Origin of the sequence: Streptomyces sp. LUP47B, from assembly GCF_001746295.1 — a bacterium.
GTDB lineage: Bacteria > Actinomycetota > Actinomycetes > Streptomycetales > Streptomycetaceae > Streptomyces.
Map to the genome: position 1 here is coordinate 297,791 of NZ_MJAH01000007.1, position 25,742 is coordinate 323,532.

A 25,742-nucleotide genomic window follows, 5' to 3' on the forward strand; every position below is an offset into this window, starting at 1 on the left:
AGGACACATCGTGCAGATATCCGTACCCGACGTCTCGTCGAAGTCCCTGGCCGAACTGGTCTCGCTGTCCGGACGGCGCGCCGTCGTGACCGGCGCGGGCCGGGGACTGGGCCGGGCCGTCGCCGAGCGGCTGGCCGAGGCGGGAGCGGACGTGCTCGTCGCGGACATCCACGACGATCTCGCCACCGCCGTCGCCGAAGACCTCGGCGCCCGGGGTCGGGGCCGCGCCCTGGCCGCCCGTCTGGACGTCACCGACACCGACAGCGTCGTTGCCGCCGCCGACCTCGCGGTCCGCGAGCTCGGCGGGATCGACATCTGGGTGAACAACGCCGGGGTCTTCCCCAGCGTCCCCGCCCTGGAGATGTCCGACCAGGCCTTCGACGAGGTGTTCGCCGTCAACACCCGTGGGGTCTTCCTCGGCTCCCGGGAGGCCGCGCGCCGGATGAGCGGGGGCGTCATCGTCAACGTCGTGTCGACGGCCGGGTTCCGCGGGACGGCCCCCGGGCTCGCGGCCTACGTCGGCTCGAAACACGCGGCCCGCGGCCTCACCCGGCAACTCGCCCTGGAATTCGCCCCGTTCGGCATCCGTGTGCTGGGCGTCGCACCGACCTTCGTGCCGACCGAGGGCAACATGGCGGCGGCCGCGGCGGCCGGGGTCCCGCTGGACTCCGAGGCGCTCCTGTCCGTGATGCGGCCAGGCCCGCTCGGCCGGCTCGGTGTGCCGGACGACATCGCCCGGGTGGTGCTGTTCTGCGCGAGCGACCTCTCGGCCTTCATGACGGGCAGCACGCTCCTCGCCGATGCCGGTGAGACCGCGTAACCGCACATCACCCCCAACACCCCCACCGCACCGAGCCCCCGGTAGGAACTCCATGCTCTCGCCCCGTACCACCCCCACCCGCGACCTCGTCGGCCTCGACGGCCTGTGGCGGTTCGCTCCCGGCACCCGGGCCGGCGCCACCCCGTGGGCGTCACGGCTCGCCCCGCCGCTCGAAGTCCCCGTCCCCGCCAGCTACAACGACCTGTTCGTGGACCCGGAGATCCGTGACCACGTCGGGGTCGTCTGGTACCAGCGCGAGGTACGCGTGCCCCGCGGCTGGACCGGCGAGCGCGTGGTCCTCCGCTTCGGCTCGGTCACCCACGCCGCGCAGGTCTACGTGGACGAGCGGCTCGTGGCCGAACACACCGGCGGCTACACGCCGTTCGAGGCGGACCTGACCGGTGTCGTCGAGCCCGGGACCGCGTTCCGGCTGACGGTCGGCGTCGACAACCGGCTGACGAACGGGACGATCCCGCCCGGCACCGTCACGACCGGCCCCGACGGCCGCGAACGGCAGTCGTATCTGCACGACTTCTACAACTACGCGGGCATCGCCCGCCCGGTCCGCCTGTACAGCACGCCGACGACCTTCGTCGAGGACGTCACCGTGGTCACCGGACGCGACGGGGCGGCCGGTACCGTCGGCTACCGCGTGGAGACCGCCGGCGAACACACCGACACGGTCACCGTGCGGGTGCGCGCGGTGGACGAGGCCGGCCGGACCGTCGCGGAGGGAGAAGGCCCCGAGGGCGTCCTGCGCATCGAGGACGTCACGCTCTGGCAACCGGGCGCGGCCTACCTGTACGACCTCGTCGTGGAGTTGGCCGTGGACGGCGAGACCCTGGACAGCTACACCCAGCCCTTCGGTGTCCGTACCGTCGAGGTGCGCGGCACCGAGTTCCTCATCAACGGCGAACCCTTCTACTTCACCGGCTTCGGCAAGCACGAGGACACCCCCGTCCGCGGCAAGGGCCACGACGACGCCTACCTCGTCCACGACTTCCAGCTCATGCAGTGGACCGGCGCCAACTCCTTCCGCACCTCCCACTATCCCTACGCCGAGGAGGTGCTGGACTTCGCCGACCGGCACGGCATCGTCGTCATCGACGAGACCGCCGCAGTCGGCCTCAACCTGGGCGTCCAGGGCGGACTCACCGGCGTTCCGCCGACCCCGACCTTCGCCCCGGAGAACTTCGGTGGGACCACCCGGGACGTCCACGCCCAGCACCTGCGGGAGCTGATCGAGCGGGACAGGAACCACCCGAGCGTGGTCATGTGGTGCCTCGCCAACGAGCCCGCCTCCAACGAGGACGGAGCCCGCGAGTACTTCGAGCCGCTCGTCGAACTGGCCCGCAAGCTCGACCCGACCCGGCCCCTCACCTACGCCGCCGTCATGTTCGCGACCCCGCAGAACGACCTGATCGGCGACCTGTTCGACGTCCTGAGCATCAACCGCTACTACGGCTGGTACCTGTTCACGGGCGACCTCGCGACCGCCGAGGGGTATCTCGAGCAGGATCTGCGCGGCTGGGTCCAGCGCTTCGGCAAGCCGGTCATGATGTCCGAGTACGGCGCCGACACCCAGCCGGGCCTGCACTCCGTCTGGGACACCCCGTGGAGCGAGGAGTACCAGAGCGACTTCCTCGCCATGTACCACCGGGTCTTCGACCGCATCCCCGAGTTCGTCGGCGAGCACGTGTGGAACTTCGCCGACTTCCAGACCTCGCCCGGCATCCACCGGGTCGACGGCAACAAGAAGGGCGTGTTCACCCGCGACCGGAAGCCGAAGTCGGCCGCGTTCGCCCTGCGCGGGCGCTGGCTCCCACTGGGCGGCCGCAAGCCCGGGCAGATCACGGCCGACTGACACCCGCGACTGCGCGAGGGCACCTCGGGACACCGGTTCAGGAGACTGCGGTGAGGGGCCGGAGGACGCGCAGGGGCGTCATCACGGGATCCCGGCGCCGTGGCCCGATGCCGGCCGCAGGGCTCCGCGGCCCTACGGCGGCCCCGTCCCCGGCGCACGAGACGGCCGGTGTTCCGGCCCCGCCCAGTCCCGCCCTCTCCCCCACGGGTTGCCACCGCCCGCCAGCGATCATGTGACAAAGGAGTCCGCATGCCTCACGACGACCGGGACGTCAGCGTGGTGGTTCCCCTTGCGAAGGCGACACCGCAGGACGCCGTCGCAGCTCCCAACGAGCCGCCCGACACGCCCGAGATCGAGGCACCCCCGCTGCGGAGGGTCGGCAGGGGCTACCTCCTGTGGCTCATGACCGCCAGCTTCGGTGGCTCCCTGGCCCTCATGGTCCCCCTGTCCTACTCGCTCGCCGTGCGGATCGACGACCTCGCCCCCGGGCACGAGGAGCAGCTCGGGTACGTCACCGGCTCCGCCCAGGTCGTCTACCTGGTCCTCAGCCCCCTGATCGGCCTCTGGAGCGACCGGACGCGGTCCCGGCTCGGCCGCCGGACCCCCTTCATGATCGGCGGCACCCTGCTCGGCACCGTCGCGCTCGTCGGGGTCGCCCTCGCGCCGTCCGTTCTCCTGCTGGGCCTCGCCTGGGTCGTCGGCATGATCGGCTGGTCCACGACCGGGCAGGCCATCCAGAACATCCAGGCCGACCGGGTGCCCGAGGAGCAACGGGGCCGAATCTCCGCGCTGACCAGCGTCATGACCCAGATCGCCCCGGTGGTCGGCATCGGCCTCGCCTACGTGGTGGCCTCCAGCACCTTCCTGGTGTTCCTGCTCCCGGGTGTCCTGGGCGCCGCCCTCGTGGTGCTGTTCCCGGTGTTCAAGCCCGAGGGCGACTCCCGCGCGCTGGTGCACACCGCAGGCGTGACGCTGCGGAACATGATCACCAGCTATGGCTTCAACGCGCGCAAGTACCCGGACTTCGGCTGGAACTGGCTCGGCCGCTTCGTGTTCTTCATGGGGCTGTACTTCAACACGACCTTCGGCACCTTCTTCTACGCGCAGCGGCTCGACCTGCCGGTCAAGGAGGTCGCCGGGATCGTGGCGGTCATCGGGACCATCGGTGTGGTGGCCGCGGCGGGCGGTGCCATCGGGGGCGGCTTCCTCTCCGACAAGCTGGGACGGCGCAAGCTGTTCACCCTGATCGGCTCCGCGGTGTTCGTCGCCGGGGCCGTCACCGAGGCGTTCGCCCACTCGCTGCCCCAACTGGTCGTCGGCGCCGTGCTGATGCAGTTCGCCATCGCGGTGTTCGGCGCCGTCGACCAGGCGATCGTGTTCGCCGTCCTGCCGGACCGGGCCGAGGCGGGCCGCTACCTCGCCGTCGTCGGTTTCGCGCAGAAGATTCCCAGCGCCGTCGCCCCGCTGATCGCCCCGCTCGTCATCACCCTCGGCGTCGGTGCCGGGGGCGAGAAGAACTACACCCAGCTCTATCTGATCGGCGCGGTCCTGGCGCTGGTCGGCGGCCTCATCGTCAAGTTCAAGATCAAGTCGGTGCGTTAGCCGCCGCTCCCGTCCCGGCCTCCCGAGAAGCGTTCGTTCCACCGAGTTCCGAGAAGGCACACCATGCCCGACGCACCGTACGACCTGGCCATCGACAGCGGCGGGGACGCCTTCCCCGTGTCCGGGCCCACACCCCGGCTGTCGTGGAAGCCGCCGTCGGACGCGGCGGGCCCGGTGGCGTACGAGGTGGAGTGCACCGTCGACGGCGAGGCGCGGCCCGCCGTGACCACCGCCGTGGGCGGGCACCGCTTCTTCCCCTGGCCGTGGGCGGCGCTGGACAGCGGGCGCCGGGTGGTGTGGCGGGTCCGGGCACTCGGCACCGACGGCGGCTCGCCGTGGTCGCGGTGGCACACGTTCGAGAGCGGTCTGCTCGCCGCCGACTGGCGGGCACGCTGGATCAGTCCCGCCGAGTCCGCTGACCGCGGCTACGGCGAGCGGCCCGCCTACGTCCTGTCGACCCGGTTCACGGCAGGCTCCGGAGTGCGCTCAGCGCGGCTGTACGCGACGGCACTCGGGGTGTACGAGGCGTACGTCAACGGCGAGCGGGCCGGTACGGCCGAACTGTCGCCGGGGTCCACCTCGTACGACCGCACGCTCTACGCCCAGGCGTCCGACGTCACGGCCGCCGTCGAGACGGGCGACAACCGCTTGGAGATCCTGCTGTCCGACGGCTGGTACCGGGGTCAAGTGGGCGCCTTCCGCCTCCCCGCCGGCTGGGGCACCGTGCCCGGAGCGCGGGCCGAACTGCATCTTTTCTACGAGGACGGCGCACGGCAGGTCGTCCGCACCGACGGGACGTGGACGAGCGCGGAGTCGGCCATCACCCGTGCCGACCTCATGGACGGACAGACCACCGACTTCCGCGTCCGCCCCGGGACCGGCCGGCCCGTCCTCGTCGACCAGGTGGAGGCGCCTACGGTCGACTGGTCGCCGGCACCCCCGGTGCGGGTGGTCGAGTCGCGCCCGGCACGATCGGTCGAACAGCTCGACGACGGCGTGTGGATCGCCGACTTCGGCCAGAACGCCTCCGGGTGGATCGCGCTGCGCGACCTCGGTCCGGCCGGCACCCGCACGATCGTCGACCACGGCGAACACCTCGGCCCCGACGGCGATCTGACGACCGCCCACCTGGACTCCACGCGCCCCGGCCAGGCACCGATCCCCTTCGTCCAGCGCGACGTGGCCGTCTCCGCGGGAGGAGGCGAGACGTTCGAGCCGCGCCACACCGTCCACGGTTTCCGGTACGCCCGCATCCGGCGCGACGCCGCCCCGCTCGACCCGGCGACACTCGTCATGCGGGTCGTCCACTCCGACCTGCGCCGCACCGGCACCTTCGCCTGCGGCCACCGGGACCTCGACCGCCTCCACGAGATCGCCGAGTGGAGTTTCCGCGGCAACGCCGTCGACGTGCCCACGGACTGCCCGACCCGCGAACGCCTCGCCTGGACCGGCGACTACCAGGTCTTCGCCCCCACCGCGACACGCCTCTACGACGTCCTGGGGTTCAGCCGCAAGTGGCTGCGCTCGGTGCGCGACGACCAGTTGCCCGACGGCCGGATCGCCAACTTCTCGCCGGACGGGCGCCGTATCAAACACCACTTGGACGACCAGTTCGCCATGATGACCGGCTCGGCGGGCTGGGGAGACGCCGTCGTCGCCGTCCCGTGGGAGCTGTACGAGTCGTACGGCGACCGGGAGATCCTCGCCGAGAACTGGGAGGCGATGGTCCGCTGGGTGGAGTGGGCACTCACGACCGCCCGCACCGCCCGCCACCCGTCCCGGGTCGAGCGTTCGGCCGAACCGCTGCCGCACGAGCAGTACCTCTGGGACGGCTCCTTCCACTGGGGAGAGTGGACCGAGCCCAAGGCCAAGGCGGCCGACGGCACCCGTGTCGACCCGGTCAAGGACGATCCCGTCGCCTGGTTCATGGCCGACAAGGGCGAGGTGGGCACATCGTTCCTGTACCGCTCGACGGCGACCCTGGCCCGCGTCGCCCGGGTTCTGGAGCGCACCCGGGAGTCGGACCGCTACACGGCGATCGCCGAACGGATCCGCGACGCCTGGCGTACGGAGTTCCTCTCCCCCGACGGCCACACCGCCGGTGACACCCAGGCCGGTTACGTTCGCGCGCTGTCCCTCGGGCTCGTCCCCGACGAACTGCGCGGGGCCGCCGCCGCGCGGCTGGTCGAGCTGATCCGCGCCGCCGGCACCCACCTCACCACCGGCTTCCTGGCGACCGGCGAACTTCTCCCCGTCCTGGCCGACTCCGGTCACGCCGACGTCGCCTACGAGGTGCTCCTGCAGCGCACCGCACCCTCCTGGCTGTACATGCTCGACCGCGGCGCGACCACCATCTGGGAGGACTGGGAGGGCATCGACGACACCGGCACCGCCCACGACTCGCTCAACCACTACAGCAAGGGCGCGGTGATCCGCTTCCTGCACACCCACACCCTGGGGCTGCGGCAGACGCCGGGGTCGATCGCCTGGGAGTCCTTCGACGTCGCGCCAGTCCCGCACCCGTCCGTGCCGTGGGCCCGGGGCACCCACGAGTCCCCGCAGGGCACGATCGCCGTCGAGTGGCGCACCACCGGCGACACCCTCACCATCACGGTCGACGTCCCACCGGCCACCACCGCCCGCATCGTCTTCCCCGACGGCACGGTCGAGGAGCCTCTGGCTCCCGGCAGGTTCAGCGCCACCCGGCGCGTGGGGAAGGCGAATTGAGACGACGTCGACCGTGAGGGTTCCGTCGCCACGGTGGCTGGGAGCGGAACGCCGAGGACGACGCCGCGGGCGGTTCGCCACCGGGGTGAGGGGGTGTGCAGAACGGTCCGCGGGGCGGGCAGCGTCTCTCATCGCCTCCACACCGGGCGGCCATGCCGGTTGGGCTTCACGACGCGCCGGCTCGGCCCGTAGAACGGTCAGGGCGCCGTGATGGCCCGCTGCTCAATCTTCGTCGTCTGCCTCTGCTTCTGCGGCCTGCGGGAAGGTCATCCGCATGAAGGCCCGGACCGGCCCGACGATGTCGAGATCCTGGTCCAGCAGCCACTGCAACTGCAGGCCGTTGAGCACGGCTTGGAGCAGCGTGGCCGCGTGGTCGGGGGCGAGCGCTTCGTTCAGTTCTCCGCGCTCGGCCTTCCCGCTCATGCCTCGGGCGAACTGTTCGCGCCCCCAGGCGTAGCGCTGCGCGAAGTAGTCGTGCGCGGGGTGCTCCGGACGGGAGGCGGCCGCCGCGAGCTCGATCCACAGGCGCATCAGTTCGGGGGACTTCTGGTGGTGGCGCAGCAGATCGCCGAGGTAGGGCGCCAGATGGTCCATGTCCGGCACCTGTGACTCGGCGTATTGCCGCTCCTCGGCGTCGCGTTCGGCGAGCACGGCGGCCAACAGGTCGTCCTTGTTGCGGAAGTGGTGCAGCAGCCCGGCGTGGGTGATGCCGGCCCGCTCGGCGATGTCACGCAACGAAGCCTTCGTGAATCCGTGTTCCGCGAAGCTCTCACGCGCCGCCCGGACGATCTCGGCCCGCCTGGCGGGGGTCTTGGTGTACGGGCCGCGGGCCTTGGCCTGGGTCACAGGGCGCTTCCTCTTTTCGAATCCCGCATCACGGTTCTCAAAACCTTCCAAGGCTTGGCATTTCGTCACCTGCCCGGCAGCCTGGGCGGCTACCGTCGCGGGCACAAAGGGCGAACCGCCGCGTTTTCGAGCCACGTACGCCCTGATCACGAACAGGGTCTCCCATGTTCCCGCACCTCCCGCTGCGGTTTGCCTTCCGAATGAAATTCAACCACGCGGTAACTGTTCCCGCGACTGGATCCCTTGGCGGATCCGCGACCGTCGCAGCACCTTGACCACCCGCACACCGGCCCCACGGGCCCGCATGTGGCGGTCGGCGCGACGCAGCACCTCCCGCCGCGGGACGTGTCATCGCCGACATCCCGGCGCCCTGTCTCGAACCGAACCCACCGCCCAGCCTGTCCGCCGCTATGGCGAGAGCCTCACCGGCCCCCTCGACACCAAGCCCCGGCCCGATAAGCCAACTGCCCGCCTCGGACTGGGGCGTCAGGGTGTGGTGGTGGTCGGGGACCGGTGTTCGCGGATCTGGGCATGGTGCTCTGCGACCCAGGTGATCAGGGACGTGACCACGTGGTGGAGGCTGCTGCCCAGCGGAGTGAGGGCGTACTCGACACGCGGGGGTACCTCCGCGTAGGCGGTCCGGGTCACCAGACCGTCCTGCTGGAGCCGGCTCATGGTGAGGCTGAGCATCCGCTGGGAAATGCCAGGGACTGCGCGCTGCAGCTCGGTGTAGCGCAGGGGGCCGGTTTCCAGTACGGAGATCACCAGCATGCTCCACTTGTCGCCGACCCGGTCCAGGATCTGCCGGACGAAGTCCATCTGCTCGGCGGGGATTCTGGCGCACGGCCCCCCGGCTGCGGCGGCTTTGGCTCGGCCTGCGGTGTCCATGGCGCACATTCCCTTCCGGCACGCACATCGATGTGCCTTTTGTACGGCCTTCCATACTGGTCCATCATGGCGCTGCGCACAAACAGTAGGAATTGGAGGTGAGTCATGCGCGTCGAAGTCTGGTCCGAGATCACCTGTCCCTGGTGCGGCCTGGGCAGCCACCGCCTGGACCGCGCCGTGCAGCCGTTCGGGCACGGCGACGAGGTCGAAGTGGTCCACCGCTCGTTTCCGCTCAGCGACCGTTACCCGGTCGGCAGCGTCATCAGCGTGCGCGAGGCCACACTGCGCAACTACGGCCTGGCCGGCGCCCGTCTGGAGGCTGCGACCGGTCGGGTCGAGGCATTGGCCGAGCAGGAGGGCCTGAGCCCCTACCGGGTGCTGGAGAACGAGGTCGGCAACACCCGGCTCGCCCACGAGTTCCTTGCCCACGCCTCAGTGGAGGGCAAGAACCGCCTCGCGTGGGACACGATCTTCCGGGCCTACTTCGGTCAGGCGCGGCCCGTCTTCGGCCTCGACGAACTGCTCGACCTTGCCGACGAGATCGGCCTGGAGCGCGAGGAGACCCGGCGCGTGCTCACCGACGGCCGGTACGCCGTCGCCGGAGCGCAGGACAGCGACACGCTGCTCGACATCCTGCGCCAGGCATGGGACGACACCCACCCCACCGTTGTCGTCGCCGGCGACAACGCGGCGGTCTGCGGCCCGGACGGCTGCGCGGTTCCGGTCGCTGCCGCCGCCCATCTCTGATCCACACGCCCGCCGGGACATCCGGTCCCCGCATGTCCCGGCGACCACGACAAGAAAGAGTGCTAACTGTGCCCACTGCTGCCATCGTCGGCGCCGGCCCCGGTATGGGCCTGGCCATCGCCCGCACCTTCGGAAGCCGCGGCTTCGACGTCGCCCTGATCGCCCGCACCAAGGAAAAGCTCCAGACGCTGGTCGGACAGCTCGGTGAGGAAGGCATCACGGCCGAGGCGTTCCCCGCCGACGTCCTGGACCGGCCCTCCCTGACCGCCGCCCTGGACGCCGTGAAGACCCGCTTCGGCGCCATCGACGTACTGGAGTACTCACCCGCCCCGCACTCCCCGGTGCCCGGTCACACCCTGGCCGCCCCCTCCGAGGTCACGGTGGACAATCTGCAGCCGCAGATCGAATACGTCTTCTACGGCGCCCTCACCGCGGCCCAGGCGGTGCTGCCCGCGATGCGGGAGGCGGGCGCCGGGACCCTGCTGTTCACCACTGGCGGCGGGTCGGTGGATCCCGTCCCCATGCTCGGCAACGTCAACGCCGCCGCTGCTGCCCTGCGCAACTGGGTCATCAACCTGGACAAGGAACTGGCCGGCAGCGGTGTGCACGCCGCCCACGTGGCGATCAGCGTGTGGATCGGCGGGGGCGGACCCGAGGGCTTCCCGACGGCCACACCCGAGCAGATCGCCCCCCTGTACTGGGACCTGCACGAAAACCGCGACCGCTCCGAGGCCGTCTTCAACGCCTGACTCACTGGTCCACCCCACTCCGGGGATGGGCGTCCGTTCCCTCCCTGACCGCTCCATCGGCATCATGGAGTTCGCCGCCGCACTCGGCCGGATCCGTCCCGCCGGCGGCCGGCATCGCCCCGTGCTAACCCGTCGGCCGCGACCGGCCTGGCCGTGGTGATGGTGCCGACCACGATCACCCACGCCCGCCGCGAGGAACCCGGCGCGATCGTTGCACGGCGCGGGAAGTCACGCCGCGCAGTGGGCCGTTCGCGCGGCGGGCCGACGATCCAAGGGGCATCCGCACCCGATCCGGCGCGGATGCCACCACAGACCTCAGAACATGGTGTTGTCGTTGGCGCTCTTCTCCGGCACCTCCTGGACCACGTCCCAGTGCTCGACGATCTTCCCGTCGGAGAGGCGCCAGAAGTCCGCGACGGCCATGCCGCGGTCGCCGGGCTTGAGGTGCAGGTTGCCGTGGGTGACCACCAAGTCCCCTTCGGCGATCACGCGCTTGATCTCCAGACGCAGCTCGGGGAACTGCCCGCGCAGCCAGTGGACATAGCCGACGAACGCCTGCGCCCCGTCCTGCGCCCCAGAGTTGTGCTGGGTGTAGCTGTTGCCGAGGTGGGTTTCGGCGGCCCGTTCCGGCTGGTAGTCGTTGAACGCCTGCTCGTAGAAGGCGATCACGAGCGCCTTGTTGTCGTCAGCGGACAGGAGAATCTCCCGACTCGCGGTGGTGCGGAGAGGCATCAGTCGGTCATGGCGTCGCGGACGAGAGCGGTGTCGACGAACTGCTCGAAGCGCACGATGAGTCCGCCGCGTACGACGAAGTGGTGGGCGACCCGCACGTTGATCCGCTTGCCGGTGGCCTTGTTGGTCGCGGTGTAGCGGGCCAGGACGACGACGTTCTCGCCGTCGACGACGTAGGTGTCGTCGTGGGCGGTCCAGCCGTCCCAGTCCTTGCCGAGCTGTTCCATGACGTTGGCGGTGACGCCGTCGGGGGTGCGGTAGGTGCCGGCCAGCGGGAAGCCGGCCATCTCGGTCCACTCGACGTCGGGCGCGAGGGTGGCACGCAGGGCTTCGAGGTCCCCGGCGGCGGAGGCCAGGTATTGGCGCCGTACGACGTCGGCGGGTGCGGTGGAGGTGGTGAACTCGCTCATGATCAGCCCCACTTCATCTCGCCCTTGGCGACCTTCGCACCGATCTGGGCGGCGATCAGCATGCCGTTGTCCGGGTAGCGCGCGATGAGCGCCTCGGTGAGCGCGGCGCCGTCGGCCGCCTTGCCGAGCTCCTCCTCGAAGGCGAGCAGGTAGTCGCGGGTGGCGGTGATGGCCGTGGCGTCGGCGGCGGTGTCGGGCAGGCGGTGGCCGGGGACGACCAGCTGCGGGTTCAGGGCGGCCATCTCGTCGAGCAGGTCGATCCAGGCGGCACGGGACTCGGGGGTGGCGGTGTCGGCGACCCAGACGTGCTCCTGCTGGAACAGCAGGACGCCGCCGAGCAGGGCGCGGGACTCCGCCTGCCACAGGTAGTGGCGGTCGGGCAGTTCGTCGGAGCCGCCCTTGAGCTCGAAGCGGTGGCCTTCGAGGGTGAGGTCGCCGGTCAGCGGGGTGAGGTCGACGAGGCGGGTGGGCAGGTTCGGGCCGAGGGCCGCCCACGCCTTGAGCTTGCCCTCGTAGGAGTGCTTGATGTGCTCGATGACGATCGGGGTGGCGACGAAGACCGCGTCGGGGAAGGCGTCGGCGATCACCTCGGCGCCGAAGTAGAAGTCGGGGTCGGCGTGGGAGACGAAGACGGTGGTGAGGTTCTTGCCGGAGTCGAGGATCTCGGCGGCCAGGCGGTGGCCGTCGGCGCGGGTGAACGCGGCGTCCACCAGCAGGGCGTCGGTCTCGCCGGTGACGAGGGTGGCGGTCTTGTTCTTGGATCCGGCGGGGAAGTCGAGGTCGAGGATCTTGAAGTCGAGGGCGCTCATGCTCGGGGCTCCTTGGAGGGGTGGAGGGTTGCGGGGTCAGTTGAGGTGTGCGAGACGCCGGTCCACCTCGTCGGCGGTGGCGTGTCCGAGTGCCAGGGGGACGATGTGCTCGCCGTCGATGGCGAGGAGGGTGGGGAAGCTGGAGACTCCGAGCCGGCCCGCGCGGCGGAAGTCGGTGTGGGCCGCGGTCTGCGCTTCTGGCGCTTCGAAGGCGGCGACGACGGCGTCCGCGTCGAGCCCGGCCGCCTGGGCGACCGTCCGGTACGTGGCCGCCTCCGACAGGCTCAGGCCGTCGACGTAGAAGGCGTGCTGCAAGGCCATGGCCAGCTCCGCCGCGCGGTCGGGGGCCACGTGACGCAGGGCTGCGACGCCGCGGGCGGCGGCCTCGGAGTCCATCACGAACGAACCGTCGGCGATCAGCCGCTCGTAGGCCTCGCCGAACTCGGCGCCGGTCTGCTCGGCGATCTGGGCGTTGGCCCCCTGGACGTAGCCGAAGTCGCGGATCGGGACCCGGCGGCTTCCGGTGAAAAGACCGCCGGAGACGACCTCGACCGGCAGGTCGGGGTGGCGCGTGGTGATCTCGCGCAGAGTCGCGGTGAATCCGTGCGACCAGCCGCAATAGGCGTCGAAGACGTAGACGAGCTTCATCGAAGACCTCGGCAGAGAGGGACACCCGCCGGTTGCGAGCGATTCATCTGACCAAACAGTAACTGATGCGTCAGATATTTCTCGGCCTGTGTGAACTGGGACACACAAGCGCCGCCCATGCCATTAGACCTGCGCTGTCGCCGGTCCGCAGGTCAGGGAAGCCGAGGCAGCACATCCCTGGCCGTGTGGCTGAGGATCCGGAGGTCCTCCGCGAACCGCTCGCGGTCCGCCGCCGGGAGGGGCTCCACGAAGTACCGCTTGATGTTCTCCAGGTGCACCCTGGCAGCGCGTACGACCGTCTCCTCGCCCAGCGGGGTCAGCCGCACCAGCTTCCCGCGCCGGTCGTCGGGGGACTCCGCGCGCGTCACGAATCCGGCCGTCTCCATGCGGTCCACCAGGCGGGTGGCGCCGCCGGTGGTCAGGACCTGCTCCTGCGCGATGGCCCGCATGGAAAGCCCCGGCTCACCGGCCCGCCCGAGGATCAGCAGCGCCTCGAAGACCAGATGGCTGACGCCGCACTCCACCTCGAGCGCCCGGCCGAGGATGTACTCCAGCCGGTTCGCCGCCCCCTGCAGTCGCCCGAACGCCAGGATGAGCTCATGGTCGGCCGCCTCCTTCGCCGTCCCGATCTCCGCTTCCTCATCCACGGCCGCGCTGCCCCTCTCGTCGTCTCAGTACCACCGTACCGATCACGTACGGAGGGGACGGTGCCCCCAGGTCTCCTGCCACACGGTTCGCGTCGCGATCCCGAGCCGGCAGGAGACCCCTCGTCGAACCGTTCAGTTGATACGGACGATCTTCCAGAACTGGTCGTCGATGTTCAGGCCGTTCCACTGCACGACTGCCGCGCCGTTGCTGATGGAGGACTGGGCGACGGCGGCGTTGACTTCGTACGCCCCGACGACCCCGAACTCGACTGCTACAGGCTCCTCCTGGCACCCTCGCTCTACCTGGTCGCGGAGGCAGCCGCGGCGAACCTCGCCCGGTTCACCGAGGGCGGGGGCACGCTGGCCGTCGGCTTCCACAGCGGCATGGTCGACGAGAACGCCCATGTGTACCTGGGCGGTTACCCGGGCGCGTTCCGCGACGTCCTCGGTGTGGTCACCGACGCGAGAGGACCGGCCTGACGGGCGACGTGGCACCGGGCGCCACGGCCGACCTGTGGTCCGAACGCATACGGCTGACCGGCGCTCAGGCCGTCGCCTCCCACGCCGACGGCCCACTGGCCGGCCACCCCGTCGGCACCCGCCACCGGCACGGGAACGGCACCGCCTGGTATCCGGGCACCCACCCCGACCAGGACACGCTCGCCGCCCTGATCGACCGCATCCGCCAGGAGGCCGGCGTCAAGAGCAGGACGCACCAGCCGGGATCGAGGTCGTCCGGCGCCGCGGCGCAAAGGCCGACAACCTGTTCCTCATCGACCACACCGGCAAGGGCGCCGAAGCACCTGCCGAAGGGGGCGAACTCCTCACCGGCACCCCGGTCACCGGAACCGTCACCGTCCCACCGGGAGGCGTCGCCGTGGTCCGCGAGCCCCGCTGATCCAGCTACCGCGCGTCGGCGGGTCAGCCGAGGCCATCTGCCCCCACGGTCACGGCGGACTCGTCGAGCAGGGCGTCGGAGACGGGCACTGGCTTCCCGTCGAGGTCGAGGACCGGGGTGGCCTCCTTGTACCAGGACTCGATCACGGCGTTGCCCCAGAAGTCGCGGCGGCGGTCGTCGTTGACGTTCCAGCGGTACGTCTCGTGGTCGGGGTCTCCGGTGTAGTAGTCGGAGGTGTAGATCTCCACCCGGTGGCCGTCGGGATCGCGCAGGTAAAGGTAGAAGGCGTTGGAGACGCCGTGCCGTCCCGGGCCGCGTTCGATGTGGTGTTCCTTGCGGATCGAGCCGAAGAGGTCCGCTGCGCGCAGGACTTGGTGGGATTCGTGGGTGGCGACGCCGAGGTGGTGCAGGCGGGGTCCGGCGCCGCCGGTGAAGGCAACGTCGTGGACGGTCTGCTTGCGGTACATCCAGGCCGCGTACAGCTCGTGCTCGTCACCCTCGATGGTCTCCGAACAGCCGAAGCCGAGGGACTGATAGTGGGCGTAGGCGGCCGGGACGTCGGGGGTGCAGATGTTGAAGTGGTCCAGGCGGGCCACCTCGGCGCCGTGGCGCAGGTCGTAGCGCTGAATGAGGCGTTCGGCACGCTCGATGTCGTGGAAGAACTCGACGGGGAAGCCGAGCGGGTCGATGACGCGGACGGCGTCGCCGACACCGGGCGTGCCTTCGCCTTTTCGGAGGCGCCGTACCGGTCGGCCGAGTCGGCGGAAGAACTTCTCCGCCTTGTCGACGTCCTCGGGAGTGCGGACCCGGTAGGCGAGGTGGTCGAGGGCGGCGAGCTCGCCCCTGCGCAGGACGAGGGAGTGGTGTGTCAACTCGTCGGTGCCGCGCAGGCAGAGGGTGTCGGCGTCCTCGTACTGGACGTGGAAGCCGAGCATGTCGACCCAGAACCAGCGGGCCGCCGCGAGGTCGGTGACGGCGAGCTGGGCGTAGGCGGAGCGGATCACATCCGGCGCGGTCACGAGGCGGCTCCGAAGCGAGGGGTGTGAACGTCACCCAGGGCGACGTGGACGATCTTGGATTCGGTGTAGAAGTCGATGGAGTGGGCGCCGCCCTCGCGGCCCACGCCGGACGCCTTGACTCCGCCGAAGGGAGTACGCAGGTCACGGACGTTGTGCGAGTTGAGCCAGACCATGCCGGACTCGACGGCGTGCGCGATGCGGTGGCCGCGCTTGAGGTTCGACGTCCAGATATAGGCGGCCAGGCCGAACTGGGTGGCGTTGGCCAGTTCGATCGCCTCGGACTCGTCGTCGAACGGGGCGACGGCCACGACGGGGCCGAAGATCTCCTCCTGGAAGATCCGGGCGTCGCGCTCGACGTCCGCGAAGACCGTCGGCTGGAGGTAGTTGCCGTCGGCGAGGTGGTCGGGCCGGGTGCCGCCGGCGACCAGGCGGGCCTCCTTCTTGCCGATCTCGACGTAGTTCAGAACGCGTTCGTAGTGCTCCGGGTGGACCAGCGCCCCCACCTCCGTGGCCGGGTCGGAGGGCGGCCCGACGCGGACGTTCGCGGCCCGCTCCGCCAGGCGACGGGTGAACTCCTCGTACACCGGGCGCTCCACCAGGACACGTGAACCGGCCGTGCAACGCTCGCCGTTGAGGGAGAACACGCCGAAGACGACCGAGTCGAGGGCGGCTTCGAGGTCGGCGTCCGCGAAGATGACGGCCGGGGACTTGCCGCCCAGCTCCATCGAGGTGGTCTTCAGGTGCTGAGCGCCGGCGCGGATGATGTGGCGGCCCGTGTCGGTGGAGCCGGTGAAGGAGATCAGCGGTACGTCCGGGTGGTCGACCAGTGCCTGGCCCGCCTCCTCGCCGATGCCGTGCACGATGTTCACCACGCCCGCCGGAACCCCGGCCTCGGAGAAGATCTCCGGCCACAGCGAGGCCGACAGCGGGGTCCACTCGGCGGGCTTGAGCACCAGCGTGCACCCGGAGGCCAGGGCCGGGGCCAGCTTCCAGCTCTCCAGCATGAAGGGGGTGTTCCACGGCGTGATCAGTCCGGCCACGCCGACCGGCCTGCGCACTACGTAACTGAACTGCTCGTCCCCCTGGCGGAAGGCCTCCTCGCCGAGGGCGACGATCACGTCGGCGAAGTAGCGGAAGTTCTCCGCGGCACGCCGAGCCTGGCCGCGGGCCTGGGTGATGGGCAGCCCCGTGTCGTACGACTCGAAGGACGCCAGCCGCTCGTGGCGGGCCTCGACGGCGTCCGCGATCCTGACCAGAACGTTGGCACGCTCCCGATTGCCGAGGGACGACCAGGCGGGGAAGGCTGACCTGGCGGCCGCCACCGCCCGTTCGACGTCGGCCGGGCCGCCGGCCGCGGCCTTCGCGTAGGGCGTGTTGGTCACCGGATCGGACACGGGGAACGTCCGTCCGTCGGCGCTGTAGACCGACTCGCCGCCGATCCAGTGCTGGATGACGGGAGGCAGGTTCTCGGTGCTCATGGTCAGGCTCCGATCTGTGCGGTGAGGTCGCCGCCCTCGGCCAGCAGCGCGCGGATCTTCGTCAAGCCCGCGTCCGTTGGCCCGGTCAGCGGCGGGCGGACGTGGGCGGAGGCGATGCGGCCCTGCTGGGCGAGGACCCACTTGGCGGGCGCCGGATTGGTCTCGACGAACAGCAGGTCGACCAGCGGGTGCAGGCGGTAGTGCAGGTCACGGGCCGCGTCGAAGTCGCCGGCCTCCCACAGTTCGTACATCCGAGCCACCGCGGTGGGGGCCAGGTTGGCCACGGCCGACACGAAGCCCGCCCCGCCGAGTGCCATCAGCGGCAGGCAGAGCAGCTCGATGCCCGACCACACCAGCAGCGAGCGGCCGCAGGCATGCAGTACGCGGGAGAAGTGCTCGAAGTCCTTCGTGGTCTCCTTCACGCCGACGAAGTTGTCGAAGTCGGTGAACAGCCGCTTGACCGTGTCCGGGGCGATGTCGACGGCAGTGCGGGAGGGCACGTTGTAGGCGACGATCGGCAGGTCCGGGAACTCCCGGGCCACCCTCGCGTACCACTGGTAGAGGGCCTCCTGGGTGGGCCGCGCGTAGTACGGCGTGATGACCAGGGCCGCGTCGGCGCCCAACTCCTGAGCCGCTGCGGTGAGTTCCAGGGCCTCGTCGAGCTTGTGGGAGCCGGTGCCGGGCAGGAAGGGCACCCGGTCGCCGATCTCCTCGACCGCCGTGCGCATCGCGGCGATCCGCTCGGTGACGCTCTGCGCGCTCGGCTCGCCCGTCGATCCGCCGAGCGAGATGCCGTGCGAGCCGGACTCCAGCTGGAAGCGGATCAGGTCACGCAGGCTGTCGTGGTCGAGGGCACCGTCCGCGGTGAACGGTGTGACGACGGGGGCTATGGACCCGCGGATGGCCGACGGGTCGCTGCGGAACTTCACTGTGTTTCTCCCTTGCACCAGTTCTCGTAGGCGTCCCGCCAGGCCGGACCCAGCGGATACAGGCCGTCGACGCTTTCGCCCGCGGCGACCTGCTCGGTGATGAAGCGCTCCTGCCGTTCCTGTTCGCGGCAGTCGGCGATCAGTTCCTCGGCGAGGTCGGGCGGTACGACGACCACGCCGTCGGCGTCGCCGACGATCAGGTCGCCGGGCTGAACCAGAGCCCCGCCGCAGGCGATGGGCACCCCGGTGTCCCAGGGAACGTGCCTGCGGCCGAGGACGGAGGGGTGGGCACCGGCCGCGTAGACGGGCAGGCCCAGGCCGGTGATGGCGGCGGCGTCGCGGACGGCGCCGTCGGTGACGACACCGGCCGCGCCCCGCCGGGCGGCTCTCAGCGCGAGAATGTCGCCGAGCGTGCCCGCGGTCGGGTCCCGCCGGGCATCCATCACCAGGACATGCCCGGGACGCAGCTCCTCGATCGCCCGCTTCTGGGCGTTCATGCCGGTGCCGTACCGCTTGAACAGGTCCTCACGGAGCGGCAGATAGCGCAGGGTGTGGGCCACGCCCACCATCGCCGTGGCGCTGACCGGCCGTACACCGTCGATCGACATGTGCGGCAGACCGCGCGAGCGCATCTGCGCGCTCAGCGTCGCCACGGCGACCGAGCGAAGTCCGTCGGCAAGGTCGTCGGCCAGCAGCGGCTTGGCCACGTACCCCGACCCGTAGGCCGATTCCTCCTCGGCCCGGTCGGTCCTGGGCTGCGCGCCCCACGGCTCCAGGTCGTGATCGGCGTCGGCAATCGGGTTGCGCAGCACTCCTGTGCTCAACCGGCCGTCGCCGACCTCGACTTCGACCACGTCGCCCGGTCCGACCACCGAGGCCCCGGCCGGGGTACCGGTGAGGATCACATCCCCGGGTTCCAGGGTGAGCAGCCTGGACAGGTCCGCGACCAGCTCCCCGAACGGGAACAGCAGCGTGTCGGTCGTGTCGTCCTGGACCAGCTCACCGTTGACCCAGGTCCGCAAACGCAGCGCGTCGGGGTCGAGTCCGGCGGCGTCCAGCAGCCGTGGCCCGATCGGGGTGAAGCCGTCCGCGCCTTTGGAGCGCAGGTTGGAGCCGCGGTCGGCGTACCGCAGGTCGTAGACGCCCGCGTCGTTGGCGGCGGTCACCCAGCGCACGTGGCGCCAGCCGTCCTCCGGGCGCACCCGGCGGGCGCGCGTACCGATGACCAGGGCGATCTCGCCTTCGAAGCCCAGGAGTCGGCAACCCCGCGGCCTGATGATCGCCTCCTGCGTGCCGGCCAGGGACGACGGCGGCTTAAGGAAATAGGAGGGGTGGGCGGGGGTCCGGCCGCGCTCCTCGGCGCGGCTGCGGAAGTTGAGGTGGACAGCGATGATCTTCGATGGGGGGTTCCCCAAGGGGTGCGACACCGGGCTCCTTCAGCTGCCGGACGACTCGCCGTGACCGCGGACCCGCTCGCGCAGGGCGAGCAGTCCGTGCACCGCGTCGAGGGAGGGGGACGGGACACCGGTGCGGCGCGCGAGTTCGCGTACGGCACCGACGAGGGCGTCGAGTTCGAGGGGCCGGCCGCGGTTCGCGTCCTGCAGCATCGAGGTGCGGAACGCGCCGAGCTTGCGGGCGATGTCGAGCCGGTCGTCGGCCGTCATGGCGCTCTCGATGCCGAGAGCGGCACCGACGGCCGCCGTCTCGTCGAACATGGCGGCACACACCTGCCGTACGTCCGGGTCGTCGAGGATGTCCAGGACGGTGGCGCCGGTGAGCGCGCTGACGGGGTTGAGGTTGACGTTGCCCAGGAGCTTCTCCCAGACGTCCCGGCGGATGTCGGTGCTGGGTTCGGGGCGGACGGGGCCCCTGGAGAGGGCTTCGGCGCATTGCGTGACGCGCTGGGAGATGCCGCCCAGCGGATCACCGATGATCAGACGGGAACCGCTGACAAGTGTGACCCGGCCCGGTCCGTCGACCGCGCTGCTGAAGTGCGCCACTCCGTGCATGACCCGCTCGGCGGGCAGGAACCGCAGCAGTTGCCCGTCGGGGTCGACCGATCTCAGCACGGGATCCTGTCCGGTGTGCTCGGCGGTGGACGGCAACCACCAGGGCACTCCGTTGGCCACGACCAGCACGTCCGAGCCGTGCTCGACCCAGGTACGGATACTGCGGGCGGCCGGAAGCAGGTACTGGCTCTTGACGCAGACGACGGCCAGGTCCGGAACGGGGAGCCGAGCGGCGTCGTGCGCGGTGGGGAAGTGGTGACGGACCTCGGCTCCCGTTGACGGGCCGTCTGCCGTCTCCCCGCCGCGCAGCAGGAGTCCTTGCACGGCGATCGCGTCGAGGTGCGGGCCCGGCCGTCCGAGCAGAGAGACCTCGACGCCCGAGGCGGTGAACGCCCCGGCGAGGGTGGCGCCGACGGCGCCCGGGCCCACGACGGTGATCCTCGGTGGCCGGCCGCTCGGCGGAGATGCGGGTGGATGCGACAACGCCGTCGCACCTCCTTTTCGGGTGTGGTCGTGGGCTGGTGTGACCGTTCGCAGCGAGCATGCGCCGCCTCACCGCCCGCAACAATGTCGGTGCCTCCACTCACAGACGTTGCGTGATGTAGATTCCGACATCCCTTTGAAACGGAGGCCGGCATGACCGCGATGCCCCTCGAGCAGCTCGTCGAGGCCCTGCGAGGCGGTGTCATCACCCTGCTGTCCGACGGCGCCGCGGCTGAGTGGCGCGTCACCGGCGCCGAGTTGCTGGACCACCCGGAGGCGCTTGCGACCACCGCGCCCGGACACCTGTTGCTCGGGGTCGGCCTGGACGTCGCCGATCGCGAGGCGTTGGGTGCCGCGTTTCGGACGGCGGCGGACCGGTCCTGCGCACTCGCCGTCAAGTGCCCCACTCCCCCGCCACCGGAGGTGTCGGCGCAGGTCGCCACGACCCGCGTCCCCGTCCTGGCCGTCGCTCCGCGGGTGCCGTGGACGCGGGTGCAGCGCCTGGTCACGACGATCCTGGCCGCGCGCCGGGCGGTCGCGGAACCGGGCGGCGGCGGGACCACGGGCGGCGACCTGTTCTCCCTGGCCAACGCGGTCGCCGGAATCGTCGGCGGCGCAGTCGCGATCATGGACACCCAGCAGGTGGTGGTCGCCTACTCGAACCTGCCCGACCAGCCCATCGACGAGACCCGGCGGCGCGGGATCCTGGGCAGGCGGGTGCCCGAGGACGCGCTCGCCGATCACCTGAACCGGGAGGTGTGGGTGAGCGACACGGTCGTACGCCAGCACCGGCCCGGCGATCTGCCGCGCACGGCCGTGGTCATCAGGGCGGGCGAGGACGTACTCGGCTCCCTCTGGGTCGCGTTCCCCGACGAGGCCGCGGCCGCCGACTGCGGGCCCACCTTGCAGGAGGCGGCCCGGGTCGCGGCACTGCACATGCTGGCGCTGCGCCGTCAGGTCGACGCCGAGCAGGAGAGCCGCGACCTCGGCCTGCGCCACGCGCTGGAGGGCCGGTCGGGGCAGGGCGACCCGCCCGGTGGTGTCCGCCTTCCCGCCGTGCTGGTCGGGCTGGCCGAGGCGGTACAGGAGCGCGACGGCGAGGAGTCATGGGAAGCCGGCACCGCGGCCCGCCGCCGCGCAGCTCTGCTTCGGGCGCTGGACCTGGCCGTCCTCGACGGGCGCTCCCTCGGGTACGAACCGGCGGCAGCCCTGCTCGGGGACCGCGTCTACGTGCTGCTGCCGGCCGCAGGTTCCGGCTCCGTGTCCACCGGTGTCCTGCTGGACCACCTCCTGGACCGGGCCCGGCACAGCTTGCACCGGTCGTTCACGGCGGTCGACTCCCCCACGGTCGCAACGGCTTCCGCCCTGCTCGCGGCCCGCCGCGACATCGACGCCGCGCTCGACCACCTCCGGGAGCGACGGGCCGGACCTGGCGCGTACCACGCCGAGGACCTGCGCCCGGAGCTGGTGCTGCGGCGGCTCGTCGGCGCCGTACGCGAGGACGCCGAACTGCGCACCGGCATCGCGGAACGCCTGCGGGCACACGACGCCGAACACGGCACCGACTACTGCGCCACGCTGCTCACCTATCTGCGGCATTTCGGCGATGTCGCCGCGGCCAGTGGCGAGTTGCACATTCACCAGAACACGTTGCGGCTGCGGTTGCGCCGGGCCGAGGAACTCTTCGACGTAGCGCTCGCCGATCCGACAAGGCGCCTTCTGCTGACGCTGGAACTGACGGCCCTGACCGGCCTGTCGGAGCCACCGACGAGGGGCTGATGTCATATCCGCCACCGCTCCACCGGATTCACTGTCGAACCCGACATTGGCTCGCGAGCGGTCGCGCACCCATGCTCCTGCACACCGAGGCCGTCGCCCGATACCGGCGATGCCCACGCAGCAATCAAGGAGCACGGCAGTGACCGTTCTGGACACCCCGACGAGCACGGCGAAACCGGCGTACATGAGTGATGCGGAGTGGCGGGCGCGGCTCGAACTCGCCGCCTGTTACCGCGTCTTCCACCACCTCGGTTGGGTGGAGATGGTCTTCAACCACATCACCGTCCGGGTGCCCGGCGAGGAGGGACACCTCCTGATCAACCCGTTCGGCCTGATGTACGACGAGGTGACCGCCTCGAACCTGGTGAAGATCGACCTCGACGGCAACGTCCTGTCGGACTCGGACTGGCCCGTCAACGAGGCGGGGCTGCTGATCCACTCGGTGATCCACGCCAACCGGCCCGACGCGCACTGCATCATGCACACCCACACCACCGCCGGCACCGGAGTCGCCTGTCTGCGCGGTGGGCTGGACCCGGACAACTTCTACGCCGCCCAACTGCACGACATGGTCGCCTACCACGACTTCGAGGGCATCACCGTCGACCCGGAGGAGAAGCCACGGCTGGTGGCCGACCTCGGCGACCGCGGCCTGATGATCCTGCGCAACCACGGCCTGCTGTCGGTGGGACCGACCGTCCCCGCCGCCTTCGCCGCCCTGTGGACTCTGCAACGGGCCTGTGAGATCCAGCTCGCCGCCCAGCAGTCCGGGCAGCCGCTGACCCCGGTGAGCCGGGAGGCGGCAGAGCGCTCGACCAAGGAGTCCTTCCAGATGGGCGACCGTACGGAGGCGGGCAGGACCCTGTTCGACGCACTGCGCCGCAGGATCGACCGCGTCGCCCCCGACTACGCCGTCTGACGCCCCTGCCGGTGACACGCCTACCGCACCACGCCGTCTGACACCTCCCGCTCCCCGGGCCAACGACGACCCGACGACGATCGGACTTCCCATGTCCCCATCCGCTCAGACATCCGGCAACCGGAGTCAGCACCGCACGGTCGCGCTCGCCGCCATGGCGGGCACCACCATCGAGTGGTACGACTTCTTCATCTACGCCCTGTGCACCGGACTGGTGTTCGGCAGCGAGTTCTTCGACGGGCTCGGCGAGGACTCGCTGGTCATCTCCTTCGCGACCATCGGCATCAGCTTCTTCTTCCGGCCGGTCGGAGCAGCACTCGCCGGCCACCTCGGTGACCGGCTCGGCCGCCGCGCGATGCTGATCGCCACCCTGTTGCTCATGGGCGTCTCCACCACCCTGATCGGCCTGGTGCCGTCGTCCGCCTCCATCGGCATGAGCGCCCCGGTCATCCTGGTCCTCCTGCGCATCCTTCAGGGCCTGTCCGCCGGCGGCGAGTGGGGCGGCGCCGCGCTGATCTCCGTGGAGCACGCACCGCCGGGACAGCGTGGAAGGTTCGGCTCCTACCCCCAGCTCGGCGCACCGCTCGGCCTGCTGCTGGCCAACGGCGCCCTGGCGGCCGTCACCGCGCTCACCACGGATGACCAGTTCCTCGCCTGGGGCTGGCGCATCCCCTTCCTGCTCAGCGTCGTCCTCGTCGCCGCCGGGTTCGTCATCCGCCGCAAGGTCGAGGAAAGCCCCGTCTACCGGGAGCTGAAGGAGTCCGGGAACCGGTCGCGTGCCCCGCTCGCCCTGCTGTTCAAGCAACACTGGCCGCTCGTCGTGGCCGGTGCCCTGCTCTTCGCCGCGAACAACGCCGTCGGCTACATGACCACCGGCGGCTACGTCCAGAGCTACTCCGTGAACCACCTGGGCATGGACCCGACGCTGATCCTCATCTGCGTCATGGTCGCCGCGGTCGGCTGGCTGGCCAGCACCCTCGCGGGCGGCCGGTTGTCCGACCGGTTCGGCCGCCTCCGTGTCTACCGCATCGGCTTCGTCATCCAACTCGCCTGGATGTTCCCGTTCTTCGCCCTGCTCAACACGGCGAATACCGGCCTCGTCGTGCTGGCGCTGCTCCTGTACAGCATCGGCTTGGGGCTCACCTACGGTCCGCAGGCCGCACTGTTCGCCGAGCTGTACCCGACCGCCGTCCGGTACAGCGGTGCGGCCCTGTCGTACGCCATCGGAGCCGTCCTCGGCGGCGCCTTCGCCCCCATGATCGCCGAAGCCCTGCAGTCCGGCACCGGCACCGTGTACTCCGTCGCCGTCTACCTCGCGGGCGTGACGGTGATCGGGCTCGCCGTCACCTTCGTCCTCAAGGAGCGCCAGGACGTACCGCTCAGCGAGGCCGAGGCCGGCGAGAAGGACGAGCAGACGGTCGTGACCGCCTGAGCGACGACAGACCGGCCGATGCAGCCCAACGCCCCGCCCCCCACACATCGAGGAGCTCACGCATGACCGAGCCGCACACCGCCCCCATCCGCCAGGCATCCCCCGAAGCCCACCCCCACGGAGCCCTGACGCGCCGCCGCCTGTGGCAGCTCGGCGCCACCGCGGCACTCGGCGCCGGCGCAGCGTCGCTGCTTCCCGGGCGTGCCTCCGCCCAGACCTCGGCGTCCGCGGCCCCCACCGCGCAGGACTACTTCGACCGCGCAACCGAACTGGCCGGCGACAACCCGGTCCTCAAGAGCATCGTCAGCGCGCTCACCGCCGGCTACACCCCGCCGAGGCCCGCAGCTCCCGCGCCGCTGCGGATCTTCGACAACGTCGCCGTCCTCAGCGTTGGTTTCGTGTCGGCCACGGCGATCCTCACCCCACGCGGCATCATCCTCATCGACGCCCTCGACAACCCGGACGAGGCGGAGCGGTACATCGTCTCCGGACTGCGCAGCCTGGGGGCCGACCCTTCGACGATCAAGTACGTCGTGGTCACCCACGGCCACGGCGACCACTTCGGCGGCGCCCAGTACCTGGCCGACCGGTACGGAGCCCGGGTCATGATGGCCCCGGCCGACTGGGACCTCCTCGCCTCCACGTCCCCGGCCAACGCACCCACCCGCGACCTGGACATCGCCGACGGCCAGAAGCTGACGCTGGGCGGTACCACCGTGACGCTCCACCACACGCCGGGACACACACCCGGCACCGTCTCGCCGGTCTTCCCGGCCCGTTGGCGGGGCCGCACCCACGCGGCGATGCTGTGGGGCGGGACCAACCCGCCCGCCGCCACCGCGGGCAAGGAGACGTACCTCTCCTCCGCCCTCACCTTCGCTTCCCGGACGAGGCGGGTCGGCGTCGACGTCGAACTGAGCAACCACGGCTTCGCCGACTACGGCCTCGAGCGCATGGAGGAGCTGCGCAGCGCGCCGAACGGTCGCGAGAACCCGTTCATCGTGGGCACCTCGACAGCACAGCGCTTCATGAAGATCGTGGAGACCATGCTGCGCGGCCGCATCGCCCAGGATCAGGAGGCCACCACGACTGCGACGACGATGGCGGCCACGAGCGCCCCCGCGGAAGGCTGCTGCTGAGGTTCGCGACAGCACGACGGTCACCGACTGCCCGCGCAGCGGTGACCGTGGACCGCTGACAGAGGACGAGGCAGTTGCCGCGGGTGAGCCTCGACGACGGCCGAGTTCAACCGACACCGACAGGTGAGACGGACGCAGTGGCCGATGTTCGGGCTGGCATCGATCCAG

Annotated in this window: 22 protein-coding genes and 1 pseudogene; 11 read left to right on the forward strand and 12 right to left on the reverse strand. The window is 70.8% G+C overall.

Annotated elements, in window-relative coordinates:
• Positions 1-10 precede the first annotated feature (10 nt).
• From BFN33_RS23715 to BFN33_RS23730, 4 genes are all read left to right on the forward strand, one after another.
• Entirely contained in the window at positions 11-820 is an 810-nt protein-coding gene (locus BFN33_RS23715; protein ID WP_069762124.1) for an SDR family NAD(P)-dependent oxidoreductase, read from the forward strand.
• A 52-nt stretch (positions 821-872) separates the two neighbouring features.
• Complete coding sequence (gene uidA, locus BFN33_RS23720) at positions 873-2,684, forward strand: beta-glucuronidase (RefSeq protein WP_069762125.1); 1,812 nt, start codon at positions 873-875, stop codon at positions 2,682-2,684.
• Positions 2,685-2,933: 249 nt separating this feature from the next.
• Positions 2,934-4,286, forward strand: a complete 1,353-nt coding sequence (locus BFN33_RS23725) for an MFS transporter (protein WP_069762126.1) — start codon at positions 2,934-2,936, stop codon at positions 4,284-4,286.
• A gap of 63 nt (positions 4,287-4,349) precedes the next feature.
• A complete protein-coding gene (locus BFN33_RS23730; protein ID WP_069762127.1) occupies positions 4,350-7,013 on the forward strand; it encodes an alpha-L-rhamnosidase in 2,664 nt (887 codons plus the stop codon).
• 222 nt (positions 7,014-7,235) lie between these two features.
• Here BFN33_RS23730 and BFN33_RS23735 read toward each other — a convergent pair whose 3' ends face one another.
• Both BFN33_RS23735 and BFN33_RS23740 read right to left on the reverse strand, forming a co-directional pair.
• Positions 7,236-7,859: a TetR/AcrR family transcriptional regulator gene (locus BFN33_RS23735; protein WP_069762128.1), complete on the reverse strand. Its 624-nt coding sequence runs from the start codon at positions 7,857-7,859 to the stop codon at positions 7,236-7,238.
• A 486-nt stretch (positions 7,860-8,345) separates the two neighbouring features.
• Positions 8,346-8,747, reverse strand: coding sequence for a helix-turn-helix domain-containing protein (locus BFN33_RS23740; RefSeq protein ID WP_218109032.1), 402 nt, complete (start codon positions 8,745-8,747; stop codon positions 8,346-8,348).
• A 105-nt stretch (positions 8,748-8,852) separates the two neighbouring features.
• On the opposite strand from BFN33_RS23740, the gene BFN33_RS23745 reads away from it, so the two are divergent.
• Both BFN33_RS23745 and BFN33_RS23750 read left to right on the forward strand, forming a co-directional pair.
• Entirely contained in the window at positions 8,853-9,494 is a 642-nt protein-coding gene (locus tag BFN33_RS23745) for a DsbA family protein (RefSeq protein WP_069762130.1), read from the forward strand.
• Positions 9,495-9,562: 68 nt separating this feature from the next.
• Complete coding sequence (locus tag BFN33_RS23750; RefSeq protein ID WP_069762131.1) at positions 9,563-10,243, forward strand: SDR family oxidoreductase; 681 nt, start codon at positions 9,563-9,565, stop codon at positions 10,241-10,243.
• 315 nt (positions 10,244-10,558) lie between these two features.
• On the opposite strand, the gene BFN33_RS23755 is transcribed toward BFN33_RS23750, so the two are convergent.
• The 5 genes from BFN33_RS23755 to BFN33_RS23775 form a co-directional block, all read right to left on the reverse strand.
• Complete coding sequence (locus tag BFN33_RS23755; protein ID WP_256122849.1) at positions 10,559-10,975, reverse strand: nuclear transport factor 2 family protein; 417 nt, start codon at positions 10,973-10,975, stop codon at positions 10,559-10,561.
• A complete protein-coding gene (locus tag BFN33_RS23760; RefSeq protein WP_218109034.1) occupies positions 10,975-11,385 on the reverse strand; it encodes a nuclear transport factor 2 family protein in 411 nt (136 codons plus the stop codon). Before BFN33_RS23760 ends, BFN33_RS23755 begins: the two co-directional genes overlap by 1 nt.
• Positions 11,386-11,387: 2 nt before the next feature.
• The gene (locus BFN33_RS23765; RefSeq protein WP_069762133.1) at positions 11,388-12,194 is read right to left on the reverse strand and encodes an MBL fold metallo-hydrolase; all 807 of its coding nucleotides are present in this window, start codon (positions 12,192-12,194) and stop codon (positions 11,388-11,390) included.
• Positions 12,195-12,230: 36 nt separating this feature from the next.
• On the reverse strand, positions 12,231-12,842 hold the full coding sequence (locus tag BFN33_RS23770; protein ID WP_069762134.1) for a DsbA family protein: 612 nt from the start codon (positions 12,840-12,842) through the stop codon (positions 12,231-12,233).
• A 152-nt stretch (positions 12,843-12,994) separates the two neighbouring features.
• Positions 12,995-13,489 carry a MarR family winged helix-turn-helix transcriptional regulator gene (locus tag BFN33_RS23775; protein WP_069762135.1) on the reverse strand — a complete coding sequence of 165 codons (495 nt, stop codon included), beginning with the start codon at positions 13,487-13,489 and terminating at the stop codon, positions 12,995-12,997.
• A 234-nt stretch (positions 13,490-13,723) separates the two neighbouring features.
• Between BFN33_RS23775 and BFN33_RS50125 the strand changes: the two are divergent.
• Positions 13,724-14,387, forward strand: a pseudogene (locus BFN33_RS50125) (beta-galactosidase); the annotation flags it as partial.
• A 23-nt stretch (positions 14,388-14,410) separates the two neighbouring features.
• Here BFN33_RS50125 and hpaD read toward each other — a convergent pair.
• Genes hpaD through BFN33_RS23810 form a run of 5 tightly spaced genes read right to left on the reverse strand, consistent with a single transcriptional unit; the run spans position 14,411 to position 20,251 of the window.
• On the reverse strand, positions 14,411-15,406 hold the full coding sequence (hpaD, locus tag BFN33_RS23790; protein WP_069762138.1) for a 3,4-dihydroxyphenylacetate 2,3-dioxygenase: 996 nt from the start codon (positions 15,404-15,406) through the stop codon (positions 14,411-14,413).
• Entirely contained in the window at positions 15,403-16,884 is a 1,482-nt protein-coding gene (gene hpaE, locus BFN33_RS23795) for a 5-carboxymethyl-2-hydroxymuconate semialdehyde dehydrogenase (protein ID WP_069762139.1), read from the reverse strand. The genes hpaD and hpaE overlap by 4 nt, the downstream gene beginning before the upstream one ends.
• A gap of 2 nt (positions 16,885-16,886) precedes the next feature.
• Positions 16,887-17,813: a 4-hydroxy-tetrahydrodipicolinate synthase gene (gene dapA, locus BFN33_RS23800; RefSeq protein ID WP_069762140.1), complete on the reverse strand. Its 927-nt coding sequence runs from the start codon at positions 17,811-17,813 to the stop codon at positions 16,887-16,889.
• Positions 17,810-19,240 (reverse strand): fumarylacetoacetate hydrolase family protein, encoded by a 1,431-nt coding sequence (locus BFN33_RS23805; protein ID WP_069762141.1) that lies wholly within the window; start codon positions 19,238-19,240, stop codon positions 17,810-17,812. The genes dapA and BFN33_RS23805 overlap by 4 nt, the downstream gene beginning before the upstream one ends.
• Before the next feature lie 9 nt (positions 19,241-19,249).
• Entirely contained in the window at positions 19,250-20,251 is a 1,002-nt protein-coding gene (locus tag BFN33_RS23810) for a ketopantoate reductase family protein (protein ID WP_176742456.1), read from the reverse strand.
• A gap of 207 nt (positions 20,252-20,458) precedes the next feature.
• Between BFN33_RS23810 and BFN33_RS23815 the strand changes: the two genes are divergently transcribed.
• The 4 genes from BFN33_RS23815 to BFN33_RS23830 all read left to right on the forward strand — a co-directional run bounded on the left by BFN33_RS23815 (position 20,459) and on the right by BFN33_RS23830 (position 25,574).
• Positions 20,459-22,084: a CdaR family transcriptional regulator gene (locus tag BFN33_RS23815; protein WP_069762143.1), complete on the forward strand. Its 1,626-nt coding sequence runs from the start codon at positions 20,459-20,461 to the stop codon at positions 22,082-22,084.
• Between the two features lie 139 nt (positions 22,085-22,223).
• Positions 22,224-23,003 (forward strand): class II aldolase/adducin family protein, encoded by a 780-nt coding sequence (locus BFN33_RS23820; RefSeq protein ID WP_218109036.1) that lies wholly within the window; start codon positions 22,224-22,226, stop codon positions 23,001-23,003.
• Between the two features lie 91 nt (positions 23,004-23,094).
• Positions 23,095-24,435, forward strand: coding sequence for an MFS transporter (locus BFN33_RS23825; protein ID WP_069762144.1), 1,341 nt, complete (start codon positions 23,095-23,097; stop codon positions 24,433-24,435).
• 62 nt (positions 24,436-24,497) lie between these two features.
• Positions 24,498-25,574: an MBL fold metallo-hydrolase gene (locus tag BFN33_RS23830; RefSeq protein ID WP_069762145.1), complete on the forward strand. Its 1,077-nt coding sequence runs from the start codon at positions 24,498-24,500 to the stop codon at positions 25,572-25,574.
• The last annotated feature ends 168 nt before the right edge of the window (positions 25,575-25,742 follow it).